This is a genomic window from Sphingomonas sp. SORGH_AS_0789, assembly GCF_031453055.1.
In the GTDB taxonomy this organism is placed as follows: Bacteria; Pseudomonadota; Alphaproteobacteria; order Sphingomonadales; family Sphingomonadaceae; genus Sphingomonas.
On record NZ_JAVIYV010000001.1, the window covers coordinates 2741052 to 2755909 of the forward strand.

Genomic DNA, 14858 nt, shown 5'->3' on the forward strand with positions numbered 1-14858 from the left:
AGGGGGCATGAATATGAATATCGATGGCGGTCAGGCGGAACCGCCTAGCAGTCTCTCGCGAGCGGCATCATATTCGCGGCGAAGCTGCGCGATCCGATCGGCGGCGGGGACGATCGCATCGACCGCGCCGATCCCCTGGCCCGCGCCCCATATGTCGCGCCAGGCTTTGGCGGCCTGTCCGCCGCCGAAGTCCATATGCGCCGCATCGCCGTCCGGCAGATGGTCGGGGTCCAGCCCCGCCGCGACGATCGAGGCGCGCAGATAATTGCCATGGACCCCGGTAAAAAGGCTCGAATAGACGATGTCGCGCGCATGGCCGTCGACCACCGCCTGCTTATAGGCCTGCGCCGCCCGCGCCTCGACCGTCGCGATGAAGGGCGAGCCGATATAGGCAAAGTCCGCGCCCATCGCCTGCGCCGCCAGCACCGCGTCGCCGGTGGCGATCGCCCCCGCCAGCGCCAGCGGGCCGCCGAACCATTGCCGGATTTCCTGGACCAGCGCGAAGGGGGACAGGCGCCCCGCATGGCCGCCTGCGCCGGCTGCCACCGCGATCAGCCCGGTCGCGCCCTTTTCGATCGCCTTTCGCGCGAAACGGTCGTCGATCACATCGTGCAGCGTGATCCCGCCCCAGGCCGATACGCCCGCATTCACATCTTCGCGCGCGCCCAGCGAAGTGATGACGATCGGCACCTTCCACTTGGCGCACACCGCCAAATCCTCCTCCAGCCGGATGTTGGAGCGGTGGACGATCTGGTTCACCGCAAAGGGGGCTGCGGGGCGATCGGGATGGTCGCGGTCATGCGCGGCCAGCGCCTCGGTGATCTGGTGCAGCCATTCGTCGAGCTGGCTGGCGGGGCGTGCGTTCAGCGCGGGAAAGGAGCCGACGATCCCCGCCTTGCACTGGGCGATCACCAGATCCGGATGGGATATGATGAACAGCGGCGACCCGATCACGGGCAGAGCTAGGCGACTCAGGGCAGGGGGCAGGGGGGAGCGAGACTGGGTCATGGCTTGACGATAACGTAAGCGTAAAGGCTGTCCAGTGCTCCCGCATCCCGGCCCATGAGACTATGTGACATGAGCGTCATTTGCTTTGCGCGGGTGAGCGCGTAGAGATTTGCCGATCCCTATGGAAAGGCCTTGATCGTAATGAAGTCTGCCCTCTCGGCGCTGCTTGCCCTGACCGTTTCCACCCCGGCGCTGGCGGCGGGCCAGCTGCCGCAAACGGTGGCACCCGTGCTGTACGACATCTCGATCCGTCCCGATGCCAAGGCGATGCGCTTCTCGGGCGAGGAGACGGTCGATGTCGATGTCCGCCAGGCCACCGCGACCATCGTCCTCAACGCCGCCGAGCTGACCATCACCCGCGCCACCTTCGACGGCAAGCCGGTGCCCTTCGCGCTCGACAAGGATGCGCAGACGCTCACCCTGACGCTGCCGCAGGCGGCGAGCACGGGGCGGCACAAGGTCGGCTTCGCCTGGACCGGCACGATCAACCGCTCGGCCAACGGGTTGTTCGCGATCGACTATACCAATGCCGACGGCACGCCCGACCGGATGCTGGCGACCCAGTTCGAGGCCCCCGACGCGCGCCGCTTCGCGCCGATGTGGGACGAGCCCGCCTTCAAGGCGAAGTTCCGCCTGACCGCCACCGCACCCAAGGGGCAGCGCGCGATCAGCAACATGCCCGCCTCCTCGATCACGCCGCAGGCCGATGGCAGCCAGCTCTATCGCTTCGACGAGACGCCGGTGATGTCGAGCTATCTGCTCTATTTCGGATCGGGCAATCTCGACCGCAAGACGGTGGATGCGAACGGCGTCCAGATCGGCGTCGTCAGCCGCAAGGGCGTGGTCGACCAGGGCGATTATTCGCTCGCCTCGGCGTCGAAGCTGCTCGCTTATTATAACGATTATTTCGGCACGCCCTATCCGCTGCCCAAGATGGACATGATCGCGGGGCCGGGGTCCAGCCAGTTCTTCGGCGCGATGGAGAATTGGGGCGCGATCTTCTATTTCGAGAATGAGCTGCTCTTCGACCCCAAGGTCATGACCGAGAGCAATCGCCAGCGCATCCACACCGTCGTCGCGCATGAAATGGCGCATCAGTGGTTCGGCGATCTGGTCACCCCGCGCTGGTGGGACGATCTGTGGCTGAACGAGGGCTTTGCCTCGTGGATGGAAGGCAAGGCGTCCAACGACCTGAACCCCAGCTGGAAGGCCGCCGCCGCCAGCATCGCGGGCGAGCGCGAGTCGGCGATGGGCATCGACGCGACCAGCGCCACCCATCCGATCATCCGCAAGGTCGAGACGGTCGACCAGATCGGCGAGGCGTTCGACAGCATCACCTATCTCAAGGGGCAGGCGGTGATCGGGATGCTCGAATCGACGCTGGGCGCCGACACGTTCCGCAAGGGCATCCGCGCCTATATGGCCAAGTACAAATATCAGAACACGGTGACCGAACAGCTGTGGGAGGAACTGTCCAAGGCGTCGGGCACCAATGTCGCGACCATCGCGCACGACTTCACCTTGCAGGGCGGCGTACCGTTGGTCACGCTGTCGGGCGCGCGCTGCGAGGGCGGCAAGACGGTGGCGATGCTGGCGCAGGGACGGTTCGGCCTGGACGAAGCATCCAAGGCGCCGCAGACCTGGCATGTGCCCATCCGCATCGCCACGATCGGCGGCGGTGAGACCAGCGCCATCATCACCGGCGCGACGCCGACTCCGGTCAGCGTCGGCGGGTGCGGGACGCTGGTCCTGAACCGGGGCAAGGGCTCCTATACCCGCGTGATGTACGACGATGCGGGCCATGCCGCGATCGTGCGCGACTATGCCAAGCTGGCGCTGGAGGATCGCCTCGGCACGCTGGGCGACGATTATGCGCTGGCGGCGGGCGGCTATCAGAGCCTGGGTCGCTGGTTCGACCTGATGGCGCAGGTGTCGCCCGAAGCCAGCCCGCTGGAATGGCAGACGGTGGCGGGCGAGCTGTCGCGTCTCGACGGGCTGTATGAGGGCACGCCGCTCGAAAAGCCGCTGCGCGCGAAGATCGCGGCTCTCTTGTCGCCGGTGCTGGCGCGGATCGGGTTCGAGGCCAAGCCCGATGAGGGCGCGCTCGTCTCCAACCTGCGCGAGACGCTGATCGGGCGGCTGGGGACCAGCGGCGACGCGATGGTCGCGGCACGCGCACGCGGCTATGTCGGGGCGCTCGCCAAGGATCCCAACGCGATCCCGGCGGCGATCCGCCAGCCGATCCTGGCGACCTATGCCACCCGCGCCACCCCGGCCGAGTGGGACCGGCTGTACGAACTGGCCAAGGCCGAGCGCAATCCCGTGGTCAAGAACCGCTATGTCTCGCTGCTGGGCTATGCCGAGGACGAGAGCGCGGCGCGCCGGGCACTGAGCGTCCTGAAGAACGACACCTTCACCCCGCCGCAGCGCGCGGCGTTGCTCCGTTCGATCGCGGGGGCGCATCCCGACATGGCGTTCGACTGGGCGGCGGCGAACAAGCCGCTGGTCGACAGCTTCCTGGAAGAGAGCAACCGTGCGACCTTCATCGTCGGCCTGGGCGCCGGGTCGAACGATCCCGCCATGCCCGGCAAGATCGAGGCCTGGGCCGCCGCCAACCTGCCCGAAGGATCGCGCGGCGGTGCCAAGCGCGCCATATCGTCCATCGCGGTGCGCAAGGCGGTTGCCGACCGTCTGAAGCCCGCGGTCGAGGCCTGGCTGGCACGCTGATCCCGATCCTTTTCTTCCCCTCTCCCCTGGACAGGGGAGAGGGTTAGCGAAGCTTGCCAGCCTGCTGGCTAGCGCAGCTTGGGTGAGGGGTTGAGCGAGCCCAAAGGCTCGCGCGCTCGCTTCGCGAGCGCCCACCCCTCACCCAGCTCCGACTAAGCCTTTGCTTTCGCAAAGGCCAAGTCTGCGCAACCCTCTCCCCTCTGCGAGGGGCGAGGGAAGGAAGGGCATCGCTGAATGTCGATCGACCCTGGGGAGCAAGCCGTCTGGCAGGGGAGGGGCGGGACCCGCGCAACCCGCTTGCCTTGAACGACGAAACACGAAACGATGACTTATCCGTCATTCATTCGTGAGCGCTTCGTGATCCGCAACAGCCTTGCCCTTTTCCTCGCCGCCACCGCCCTGACCGCGCCGCTTGCCGCGCAGGAAGAGGGAGAGAAGAAATCCTCGCACGAAGCGGCGGCCAAGGCCGAGGTCGAGGCTGCCTGGGCCCGCGCGCCGCTCGACGAAGCCGAGGTCCGCCACCGCGACAGCGTGACCCTGGGCGGCCGCACCTATCCCTATGTCGCCTCGGCGGGCACGCTGACTGTCCGCGATATCGAGGGCAAGCCGACCGCCTCGATGTTCTACACCGCCTATACGCTGGAGGGGGTGAAGCCCGGCACCAAGCGGCCGATCACCTTCCTCTATAATGGCGGGCCGGGTTCGCCCTCCTTCTGGCTGCGCATGGGCTCGTTCGCGCCGATCCGCATCCGCACCACCAGCCCGGAATTCGTCCGGCCCGCGCCCTATGATGTCGGGCCCAATCCGGACTCGCTGCTCGACAAGACCGACCTCGTCTTCCTCGATGCGATCGGATCGGGCTATTCGCGGCCGCTGGGCGATATGAAGCCCGCGCAATTCTACGGCGTGGACGAGGATGTCGACGTCTTCGCCAAGGCGATCCAGCGCTACGTCACCAAATATGGCCGCTGGATGAGCCCCAAATTCCTGCTCGGCGAAAGCTATGGCACGCTGCGCTCGGGCGCGCTGGCCTATGAGCTTCAGGAGCGGGGCATGGCGCTGAACGGCGTTATCCTGCTCAGTTCGATCATGAATTACGGCTATCGCCAGCCGGGGCTGGACCAAGTCTATCTCAACTACCTGCCCAGCTACGCCGCGACCGCCTGGTATCACAACCGCCTGCCCGACCGCCCCGCCGATGTGGCGACCGTGGTGGCGCAGGCGCGCGCCTTTGCGGTGGGGCCGTACATGTCCGCACTGGCCAAGGGGCAGAGCATCTCGCCCCAGGAGCGCGACCAGATCGCCGAGCAGATGAGCCGCTTGATCGGCCTGTCGCCCGACTTCATTAAGCGCGCGAACCTGCGCATCGACCTGCCGCGCTTCCAGAAGGAATTGCTGCGCGGTTCGGCGCGGACGGTGGGGCGGTTCGACTCGCGCTACCTCGGCATCGACACCGACGCGGCGGGCGAACGGCCGGAGGCGGACGCCTCTTCGGATGCGATTTCAGGCGCTTATATCGCGTCCTTCCAGGATTATCTGCAATCCACGCTCGGCTACAAGACCGAGCTGCCCTATCGCCTGTCGGCGCGCGATGCGGCGGGCTGGACCTGGAACTGGAAGCACAAGGCGCCCGACGGGTCGCAGAACAACCCCAACACCGCGATCGACCTGGCCGCCGCGATGCGGGCGAACCCGTATCTGAAGGTGCTCTCGATGAACGGCTATTACGACATGGCGACGCCGTTCTTCGGCACCGAGAACGACCTGGGCCATATGATGCTGGAGCCCGCGCAGCAGGCGAACCTGCGCTTCACCTACTATCCGGCGGGGCACATGACCTATCTGAACCCCGATGCGCTGCGAAGCATGAAGGCCGATCTGGCCGGCTGGTATGACGAAGCGGTGAGTGACGCCAGGTCGTCGACCCCGCCGGTGCCGCCTTCGGGGCAGGGGGCGCGGTGAGATACACCGATATCTAACTGAAGACCGCTGAGGATGCGAATGCGAAAACTGGGCCAGATTGCCATAGGTTTTGCGCTCATGCTCGGCGGTTGTTCCTATGGCTATGATGTGATGGCTCTATCCGGTTCCGGCGGCGTCCAGTTCGCCATAGCGCCAGGAAGTCGCCATTCGCCTTCCTGCGTTCGCCTGATCGAGGTCTATGCCATGGGCGAGTCAATGCCTGTCTGGCGTGATAGCGTGGTCTACGACGATGATTGCGCCAACATGTTCCCGGTCGCGTATGGCGCGGCGCTGCAAGGTCGCCACGAACCAGAATGGCCTGTTATTCGGGCGAAGCCTTTGCGTCCGGGCATCGTGTATGAAGTTCACACGACTACAGGGGCAACGGGCTACGGCGGTGGCCGCTTCCGGATCAGACCGGACGGTAGCATCGAAAATGTTGCGCCCGTCACCGAGAGTACACGCGGCGGATAGCAGCTGCCAATTGCTGGCAAGCTCAGACATCTATAGCGCTTGATAAATATGGAAAATGGTGGACGCACTTGGGCTCGAACCAAGGACCCGCTGATTAAGAGTCAGCTGCTCTACCAACTGAGCTATGCGTCCGATGCCGGCCTGCGGCATGGCGGGGAAGCGATGTCCCCGTCTGGTGGCGCGCTGTTAGCCGAGCTTTTTCGACCTGCCAAGAGGGTTTTTGACATTTTTCTTGCGACAGCGAAATGACGGCGAAACGGCCCGGCCCGCCGCAGCGTGCCGGGCCGGATGCGTCAGGCGATATGGACCGCCTTGGTGATCATGTGGTTGGCGATGCCCTCGGGACCGTCCTCGGAGCCATAGCCGCTTTCCTTGACCCCGCCGAACGGCGCGTCGCCCCAGCTGAGCCGCACGGTGTTGATCGCGACCATGCCCGCCTCGATCTCGTCGCCCAGCTGGTTCTGGCGACGACCATTCTCGGTGAAGCAATAGGCGCCCAGGCCGAAGGGCAGGCGGTTCGCCTCGGCAATGGCGTCCTCGGTGGTGGCGAAGGGGCGGATCAGCGCGATCGGGCCGAACGGCTCCTCGTTCATCGCCTTGGCGTCCAGCGACACATCGGCCAGCACGGTCGGCGCGAAGAAGAAGCCGTCACCGCCCTTCGCCTCGCCGCCGGTCAGCATCCGCGCGCCCGAGCGCACCGCATCCTCGATCATCGCGCCGATCGCCTCGGGACGGCGGGGATTGGCCATCGGGCCCATCTGGGTGTCGCTCGACAGGCCGTCACCGATCTTCAGTGTGGCGGCGCGCTCGGCAAAGCCCTTGGCGAAACGCTCGTAAATGCCCTCCTGGACATGGAAGCGGGTGGGCGCGACGCAGACCTGGCCCGCATTGCGGAACTTGTGCGTGACGAGCGTGTCGAGCGTCTTGTCGAGGTCGCAATCGTCGAAGACCAGCACGGGGCCATGCCCGCCCAGCTCCATGGTCGACTTCATCACCGTGTCGGCGGCCAGCTTCAACAGGTGCTTGCCGACCGGCACCGATCCGGTGAAGCTGAGCTTGCGGGTGACGGGCGAGGCGAGCAGGTGGCGCGACACCGCGTCGGGCACGCCGAAGACCAACTGCGCGACGTCGCCGGGAAGACCCGCATCCTGGAAGCAGCGCATGATCGCGATCGCGCTGGCGGGGGTCTCCTCGCTGGGCTTCAGGATGACCGAGCAGCCCGCCGCGATGGCGGGCGAGATCTTGCGCACCGGGTTCATGACCGGGAAGTTCCAGGCGCAGAAGGCCGCGACCGGCCCGACCGGCTGGTGCAGCACCAGCGAGCGGGTGCCGGTGGGGCGGGGCAGGACGCGGCCATAGATGCGCACCGCCTCGCCCGCATGGAATTCCAGCAGCGCGGCGGTGGCGGCCACCTCGCCGCGCGCCTCGACGATCGGCTTGCCTTCCTCCAGCGTGGCGAGGCGGGCGAGATCCTCGGCACGCTCGCGGACCAGCGCGGCGGTGCGCAGCAGGACGGCGGCGCGCTCCTGCGGCGCGGTCTTGCGCCACGTCTCGAAACCGCGCGCGGCGGCTTCCAGCGCACGGTCCATGTCCGCCTTGGTCGCCAGCGGCAGGTCGCCCAGCGGCTGGCCGGTGGCGGGGTTCAGCACCGCCTGCGTCTCGCGCCCGTCCGCGCCCAGCCATTCGCCCGCGATATACAGGCCGGTCTTCACGTCGAAATCAGTCGCGGTCATGCGCGTCCTTTCCAGGGAATAAGGGGATGATGCGGGCGGGAGATCGGCCCTGTCCGCGCCCGATGCAAGGGCGAAGGAGGCCGGACCGGGCTTCTGTCGGGATCGAGGGAGCAAAAGCAGGGCTTTGTGCGTCCCAAGCTTTCCGGCATTTCCTATCGGGGGGATCGAGATAGGTTACGCACCGAAACGAAAGGGACGGGTCCAGATGCGAGCACCATTTTCGGCAAGCCTTGCCGCGTTGATGATCGGGGCGATCGGCCTGTCCGGCTGTTCGGGGGGCGGCAGCGGCGGCGGGAAGGGCTCGGTCGAGCTGCTGAACGTCAGCTATGACCCGACGCGCGAGCTGTACAAGGACGTCAACGCCGCCTTCGCCAAACAATGGCAGGCCAAGACCGGCCAGGCCGTCTCGTTCCGGATGAGCCATGGCGGATCGGGCAAGCAGTCGCGCTCGGTGATCGACGGGCTGTCGGCGGACGTGGTGACGCTGGCGCTGGCCTATGACATCGACGCGATCGCCGAGCGGGCCAAGCTGCTTCCGGCAGATTGGCAGGCCCGCCTGCCGGACAATAGCGCGCCCTATACCTCGACCATCGTGTTCCTGGTCCGCAAGGGCAATCCCAAGGGCATTCGCGACTGGGCCGATCTGGTGAAGCCGGGCGTCCAGGTCATCACCCCCAGCCCCAAGACCAGCGGCGGCGCGCGGTGGAATTTCCTGGCCGCCTGGGCCTATGGCAAGAAGGCGGGCGGCTCGGAGGCGGCGGCGCAGCGCTATGTCGCGGACCTCTACGCCCATGTGCCGGTGCTGGATTCGGGCGCACGCGGCGCGACTACGACCTTTGTCGAACGCGGGCTGGGCGATGTGCTGATCGCGTGGGAGAATGAGGCGCTTCTGTCGGAGAAGGAGCTGGGCGCGGGCAAGTTCGACATCGTCGTCCCCTCCATCTCGATCCTGGCCGAGCCGCCGGTCGCGGTGGTCGACGCCAATGCCAAGGCGCATGGCACCGAGAAGGTCGCGACCGAATATCTCAAATTCCTCTACACGCCCGAAGGGCAGGAGATCGTCGCGCGCAACTTCTACCGCCCGCGCGACCAGGCGGTGCTGGCGAAATATGCGGCGGTGTTTCCCAAGCTGGACATGGTCACGATCCGCGACTTCGGCGGCTGGGGCGCGGCGCAGAAGCGCTTCTTCGCCGATGGCGGGGTGTTCGACGCCATCTATGCCGGCGGCAGGAAGCGCTGATCCGGATGCGGGCTTCGACGCGCCGATCCGCCTTGCCGGGCTTCGGCTTGACGATGGGGATGACCCTGTTCTGGCTGGGGCTGGTGGTCCTGTTGCCGCTGTCCGCGCTGGTCATACGCGCGGCGGGCATGGGCTGGGACGGCTTTGCCGCGGTCGGTCTGTCGCCGCGCGCGCTGGCCGCCTATCGGCTCAGCTTCGGCGCGGCGCTGGCGGCGGCGGCGGTCAATGCGGTGTTCGGGCTGCTGATCGCCTGGATCCTCGTCCGCTATGAATTTCCCGGCAAGAAGCTGATCGATGCCGCGGTCGACCTGCCCTTCGCGCTGCCGACGGCGGTGGCGGGCATCGCGCTGGTTTCGCTTTATGCGGACAATGGCTGGATCGGGTCGCTGCTCGCGCCGCTGGGGGTCAAGGTCGCCTATACGCCGCTGGGCGTCACCATTGCCTTGGTTTTCATTGGCTTGCCGTTCATTGTTCGCTCGGTGCAGCCGGTGCTCGCCGATCTGGGGCGCGATGTCGAGGAGGCGGCCGCCACGCTCGGCGCGACGCGGGCGCAGACCTTTCGCCGGATCATCCTGCCCGCCATCGCGCCCGCGCTGCTGACCGGCTTCGCGCTCGCCTTTGCGCGCGGGGTCGGCGAATATGGCTCGATCATCTTCATCGCGGGCAACATGCCCTTCAAATCGGAGATCGCGCCGCTGTTGATCATCACCCAGCTGGAGCAATTCGACTATGACGGCGCGACCGCCATTGCGTGCGTGATGCTGGTGCTGTCCTTCGCGATGCTGTTGTTCGTCAATCTGCTCCAGGCGTGGCGCGCCAAGCGGGGGACGCGATGAGCGGTTCCAACCCCACCACCGTCGAAAGCCCGGTGGCGCGCTGGGCGCTGATCGGCACCGGCTTCGCCTTTCTGGCGCTGTTCCTGTTCCTGCCGCTCGTCATGGTGTTCGCGGGTGGTCTGGCCAAGGGATGGCAGGTCTTCGTCGCGGCCATCGCGGACCCCGACGCGCTCGCCGCGATCCGCCTGACGCTGCTGGTCGCGGCCATTGCGGTGCCGGTCAACGCGGTGTTCGGCGTGGCGGCCTCCTGGGCGATCGCCAAGTTCGACTTTCGCGGGAAAAGCCTGCTCATATCCCTGATAGACCTGCCTTTTTCGGTGTCGCCGGTGGTGTCGGGCCTGATCTTCGTGCTGCTGTTCGGGGCGCAAGGCTGGCTGGGGCCGTGGCTGACCGAGCATGGCGTCCGCATCATCTTCGCGGTGCCCGGCATCGTGCTGGCGACCGTCTTCGTCACCTTTCCCTTCGTCGCGCGCGAGTTGATCCCGCTGATGGCCGAACAGGGCCGCGACGACGAGGAGGCGGCGCGGTCGCTGGGGGCGAGCGGGTGGCAGACCTTCTGGCATGTCACGCTGCCCAATATCCGTTGGGGGCTGCTCTACGGCGTGCTCCTGTGCAATGCCCGCGCGATGGGCGAGTTCGGCGCGGTGTCGGTCGTGTCGGGGCATATCCGGGGGCTGACCAACACCATGCCGCTGCATGTCGAGATCCTGTACAATGAATATGACTTTGTCGGCGCGTTCGCGGTGGCGTCTCTGCTCGCCTCGCTCGCGCTGGTGACCTTGGGAGTGAAGACCGTGCTGGAATGGCGTTTCGGCATCCACCGGGCGGGAGCCGCGCATTGAGCATCGTCGTCGAGAATATTTCCCGTCGCTTCGGCGGCTTCACCGCGCTCGACCGCGTGTCGCTGGAGACGCGGGCGGGCGAGTTCCTGGCGCTGCTCGGCCCCTCCGGATCGGGCAAGACGACGCTGCTGCGGACAATTGCGGGGCTGGACTTCGCCGATGAGGGGCATGTGCTGTTCGACGGACATGACATGACGGACACGCCCGCGGCCGAGCGTCGGATCGGCTTCGTGTTCCAGAATTACGCGCTGTTCCGCCACATGACGGTCGCCCAGAACATCGCCTTCGGTCTGACCGTGCGGAAACGGCGGGGCCGTCCGGCCAAGGCGGCGATCGCGGCCAAGGTCGCCGAACTGCTCGCCCTGATCCAGCTGCCCGATGTCGGCGACCGCTATCCCGCGCAGCTGTCGGGCGGGCAGCGGCAGCGCGTGGCCCTGGCCCGTGCGCTGGCGATCGAGCCGCGCCTGCTATTGCTCGACGAGCCGTTCGGCGCGCTCGACGCCCAGGTCCGCAAGGACCTGCGCGGCTGGCTGCGGCGCATCCATGACGAGACGGGGCTGACCTCGATCTTCGTGACGCACGATCAGGAAGAGGCGCTGGAACTGGCCGACCGGATCGTCGTGATGCGCGGCGGGGTGATCGAACAGGTCGGCACCCCGCATGAGGTGCAGGCCGAACCGGCCACCGCCTTCGTGTCGTCCTTCATCGGCGAGACCAACTGCCTGCCCGTCACCCGGTCGAACGGTTCGGCGATGGTGGGGCAGGGGCAGACGGTGCTGCCCGACACCGGCCAGGGGCAGGGAGCGGGCGAGCTTCATGTCCGGCCGCATGATGTCGAACTGGTCGAACCGGGCGCTCCCGATGCGCTGGCCGTCACGGTGGAGACGAGCCGTCCGATCGGCCGGTCGCGTCGGATCACCGCCACGATGGCGGGGCTGGCCGAGCCGTTGACCTTCGACCTGCCCGTCGACGCCAGCGACGCGACGGGCGATGTGCTGAACCTGCGCCCGACCCGCTATCGGATATTCGCAAAGACCTGATCGCCGTTCCCACGGACCATTTCGCCATCGCAACCGTTTGGCCATTTGCCAGTCTGGCAGGGCGTGGGCATGAGATGGTCGTGGACGCAGGCAGACGGGGAGATCGGGTTTGAAGGTCGGACAGGAGTGCTGGCGGATCGAGCAGGCCGAGCGCATGGCGGTCATCATCGATGCGGAGAAATATTTCCGGATGGCCCGCCGCGCGATGCTCGGCGCCCGCAAGCAGATCCTGCTGATCGGATGGGACTTCGACGCGCGCATCGTCCTCGATCACGACGAGGCCCCCAACGAATCCGTCGGCGACTTCATCTATTCGCTGGTCGAGCGGAACCCCGAGCTGGAAATCTTCCTGCTCCGCTGGGACACCGGCGCGATCAAGTCGCTGTTCCGGGGGCGGACATTCTTCACGGTGATGAAGTGGATGGCGCACAAGCGGATCCATACCAAGCTGGACGGCCATCACCCGATCGCGGCCTCGCACCACCAGAAGATCGTCATCATCGACGACAAGCTCGCCTTTTGCGGCGGGATCGACATGACCAGCGACCGTTGGGACACGCGCGAGCACCGTGACGATGATCCCGGTCGCAAGCGGCCCGGCGGCCAGCCCTACAAGCCCTGGCACGACGCGATCAGCGCGGTGGAGGGGCCGGTGACGCATGCGCTGGGCGAGCTGTTCCGCGAACGCTGGCATGCGGCGGGCGGCAAGCGCATGGCCCCCGCCTCGCCGGGTGAAAGCTGCTGGCCCGAGGGGCTGGAGGCGGACTTCCTAGACCAGCCGGTCGCCATCGCGCGTACCATGCCCGAGATGGACGATCAGACGCCGGTGCACGAGAATGAGGCGCTGTTCCTGGCGCAGATCGCGCGGGCGGAGCGCTATGTCTATATCGAGAGCCAGTATTTCGCGTCGCGCCGCGTCGCCGAGGCGATCGCGCGGCGGCTGGACGAAGAGAATGGCCCCGAATTCGTCATCGTCAATCCGCTGACCGCGCAAGGCTGGCTGGAGCCGATCGCGATGGACACGGCGCGCGCACGGCTGGTCGAGGCGCTCAGGCGGCGCGACCGGCACGGGCGTTTCCGCATCTATCATCCGTTCACGGCGGGGGGCGAGCCGATCTATTGCCATGCCAAGATCCTGATCGCCGACGACCGGGTGTTCCGGCTGGGTTCGTCCAATCTCAACAACCGTTCGATGCGGCTGGACACCGAATGCGACCTAGCGATCGCAGTCGAGCCCGACAGCGCGGCGGGACGGCGGATCGGGGCGATCCGCGACGACCTGCTCGCCGAGCATCTGGGCACCAGCCCCGCCGAGGTGCAGGCGGCGGTGCAACGGACCGGCACGCTGATCGCGGCGGTCGAGGCGCTGCGCGGAGCCGAGGGGCGGACGTTGCGCGCCTATGAGGTGCCCGACCTGTCGAGCGTCGAGGAATGGCTGGCCGACAACGAGGTCCTCGATCCCGAAAGCCCCGACGAGATGTTCGAGGCGCTCAGCAGCCGCAAGGGGCTGTTCCGGCGGTGGCGGCGGCGCTGATGGGTGAGATCGTCAACTTCCGTCAGGCGCGCAAGGCCCGCGACCGGCGGCAGGCCGAACAGCAGGCGACGGAAAACCGCGCGCGCTTCGGCCGGACCAAGGCCGAGAAACAGCGGGATGCGGCGGAGCAGGAGCGCCTTCGCCGCGAGCTGGACGGGGCGAAGCGGGAAGAGGATGGGGAGGGGGCGTAGGGCCCGCCGATGACGGTCGGCCCAGCTTTTGCAGGGCCGACGATGGCGTTCAGCGCGGCGTGGCGAACCAGATGGTGTGGGTCGCGCCCTTGCCGTTCTCGCGCGCGCGCACCTTCACCTCGTCGACGATGAAGCCCGCGCGCGACAGCCGCCGGGTGAACACCGGATCGGGCGCGGCGGACCAGATGGCGAGCACGCCGCCGGGGCGCAGCGCGACGCGGGCCTCGTCCAGTCCACGAAGCGAATAGAGCCCGTCATTGTCCGGCCGGGTCAGCCCGTCTGGGCCGTTGTCGACGTCGAGCAGGATCGCGTCATAAGCCCCGCGCCCCGCATAGATCGCATTGCCGACATCGCCCATCGCCAGGGTCACGCGGGGATCGTCCAGGCATCCGGCGGTCAGTTCGGCCATCGGCCCGCGCGCCCATTCGATGATGCCGGGCACCAGCTCGGCCACCGTGATCCGCGCATCGCGCCCCAGCTTGGCCAGGACGGCGCGCAGGGTGAAGCCCATGCCATAGCCGCCGATCAGCAGATGCGGCGCCGCGCGGCCGCCCAGCCGGTCGCAGGTCATCGTGCCCAACGCCACCTCGGAGCCGCTCATCCGCGTGCTCATCAGCTCGTTGCGATCGAGCACGATCATGAAGTCCTTGCCCCGGCGGAACAGCCGCAGGGGCTCGCCGCCCGGCACTTCGGCAATGCCGAGCAGCTCGCGCGGGGTCATTTGCCCTGGCGCGCCTTGCGAGCGGCGTAGCGGGCGTCGCGGGCGGCCTTCAGCTCGGCGGCGGTCGGGACCACTGGCGGGCGCGCGGCGGCAGCGGCGGCCTCCGCAGCGGCCTCGGCCTCGGCCTTCGCCTTGGCGCGGGCTTCCTCGCGCGCGGCCTTTTCCTGCTCGATCGCGGCCTTGTGCGCGGCGCGGCGCTCGGCCTCGGCGGCCTCCTTGGCCTCGCGCGCGGCGGCGCGGGCGGCGACCACCGCCGGGTCGGGCGCGGCCTTGTTGCGCAGCTTTTCGAGCGCGGCCGCCTTGGCGTCGCGCGAAGCCGATGCGCGATCGGCGAAACCGGGAACCTTATATCCTGCCATCAATCATCTATCCCGTTGGGGGCCGGACGGCCCCATAGCACAACGGCCCCGCATCGCTGCAGAGCCGTTGGAGAAACTGGTGGACGCACTTGGGCTCGAACCAAGGACCCGCTGATTAAGAGTCAGCTGCTCTACCAACTGAGCTATGCGTCCGTTCGTCACGTCGACCTGGCCGTCCGGCGGCCCGCCTC

13 protein-coding genes and 2 tRNA genes are annotated in these 14858 nt (G+C 67.3%); 9 read left to right on the forward strand and 6 right to left on the reverse strand.

Going from position 1 to position 14858, the window contains the following annotated elements:
• Positions 1–30 precede the first annotated feature (30 nt).
• The gene (locus tag QE360_RS12625; RefSeq protein WP_309701986.1) at positions 31–1008 is read right to left on the reverse strand and encodes a nitronate monooxygenase family protein; all 978 of its coding nucleotides are present in this window, start codon (positions 1006–1008) and stop codon (positions 31–33) included.
• Positions 1009–1149: 141 nt separating this feature from the next.
• On the opposite strand from QE360_RS12625, the gene QE360_RS12630 reads away from it, so the two are divergent.
• From QE360_RS12630 to QE360_RS12640, 3 genes are all read left to right on the forward strand, one after another.
• Positions 1150–3735, forward strand: a complete 2586-nt coding sequence (locus QE360_RS12630) for a M1 family metallopeptidase (RefSeq protein WP_309701988.1) — start codon at positions 1150–1152, stop codon at positions 3733–3735.
• 324 nt (positions 3736–4059) lie between these two features.
• Positions 4060–5697: a S10 family serine carboxypeptidase-like protein gene (locus QE360_RS12635; protein WP_309701990.1), complete on the forward strand. Its 1638-nt coding sequence runs from the start codon at positions 4060–4062 to the stop codon at positions 5695–5697.
• A gap of 39 nt (positions 5698–5736) precedes the next feature.
• Positions 5737–6171 carry a hypothetical protein gene (locus QE360_RS12640; RefSeq protein ID WP_309701992.1) on the forward strand — a complete coding sequence of 145 codons (435 nt, stop codon included), beginning with the start codon at positions 5737–5739 and terminating at the stop codon, positions 6169–6171.
• Positions 6172–6227: 56 nt separating this feature from the next.
• Here QE360_RS12640 and QE360_RS12645 read toward each other — a convergent pair.
• Positions 6228–6303: transfer RNA gene (locus QE360_RS12645), tRNA-Lys, on the reverse strand.
• A gap of 161 nt (positions 6304–6464) precedes the next feature.
• A complete protein-coding gene (locus tag QE360_RS12650) occupies positions 6465–7904 on the reverse strand; it encodes an NAD-dependent succinate-semialdehyde dehydrogenase (RefSeq protein WP_309701993.1) in 1440 nt (479 codons plus the stop codon).
• 205 nt (positions 7905–8109) lie between these two features.
• On the opposite strand from QE360_RS12650, the gene QE360_RS12655 reads away from it, so the two are divergent.
• The 6 genes from QE360_RS12655 to QE360_RS12680 all read left to right on the forward strand — a co-directional run bounded on the left by QE360_RS12655 (position 8110) and on the right by QE360_RS12680 (position 13587).
• On the forward strand, positions 8110–9144 hold the full coding sequence (locus QE360_RS12655) for a sulfate ABC transporter substrate-binding protein (RefSeq protein ID WP_309701995.1): 1035 nt from the start codon (positions 8110–8112) through the stop codon (positions 9142–9144).
• Positions 9145–9149: 5 nt separating this feature from the next.
• Positions 9150–9980: a sulfate ABC transporter permease subunit CysT gene (gene cysT, locus QE360_RS12660; protein ID WP_309701997.1), complete on the forward strand. Its 831-nt coding sequence runs from the start codon at positions 9150–9152 to the stop codon at positions 9978–9980.
• Entirely contained in the window at positions 9977–10822 is an 846-nt protein-coding gene (gene cysW, locus QE360_RS12665) for a sulfate ABC transporter permease subunit CysW (RefSeq protein ID WP_309696189.1), read from the forward strand. The genes cysT and cysW overlap by 4 nt, the downstream gene beginning before the upstream one ends.
• Positions 10819–11862 (forward strand): sulfate/molybdate ABC transporter ATP-binding protein, encoded by a 1044-nt coding sequence (locus tag QE360_RS12670; protein WP_309701999.1) that lies wholly within the window; start codon positions 10819–10821, stop codon positions 11860–11862. The genes cysW and QE360_RS12670 overlap by 4 nt, the downstream gene beginning before the upstream one ends.
• A gap of 154 nt (positions 11863–12016) precedes the next feature.
• Positions 12017–13396: a phospholipase D-like domain-containing protein gene (locus tag QE360_RS12675; protein WP_309704170.1), complete on the forward strand. Its 1380-nt coding sequence runs from the start codon at positions 12017–12019 to the stop codon at positions 13394–13396.
• Positions 13396–13587 carry a DUF4169 family protein gene (locus tag QE360_RS12680; protein WP_309704172.1) on the forward strand — a complete coding sequence of 64 codons (192 nt, stop codon included), beginning with the start codon at positions 13396–13398 and terminating at the stop codon, positions 13585–13587. Before QE360_RS12675 ends, QE360_RS12680 begins: the two co-directional genes overlap by 1 nt.
• A 49-nt stretch (positions 13588–13636) precedes the next feature.
• On the opposite strand, the gene QE360_RS12685 is transcribed toward QE360_RS12680, so the two are convergent.
• The 3 genes from QE360_RS12685 to QE360_RS12695 all read right to left on the reverse strand — a co-directional run bounded on the left by QE360_RS12685 (position 13637) and on the right by QE360_RS12695 (position 14820).
• On the reverse strand, positions 13637–14308 hold the full coding sequence (locus tag QE360_RS12685; protein WP_309702001.1) for a spermidine synthase: 672 nt from the start codon (positions 14306–14308) through the stop codon (positions 13637–13639).
• Positions 14305–14667: a DUF6481 family protein gene (locus QE360_RS12690; RefSeq protein ID WP_307099536.1), complete on the reverse strand. Its 363-nt coding sequence runs from the start codon at positions 14665–14667 to the stop codon at positions 14305–14307. Before QE360_RS12690 ends, QE360_RS12685 begins: the two co-directional genes overlap by 4 nt.
• Before the next feature lie 77 nt (positions 14668–14744).
• Positions 14745–14820: transfer RNA gene (locus tag QE360_RS12695), tRNA-Lys, on the reverse strand.
• Positions 14821–14858: the final 38 nt, after the last annotated feature.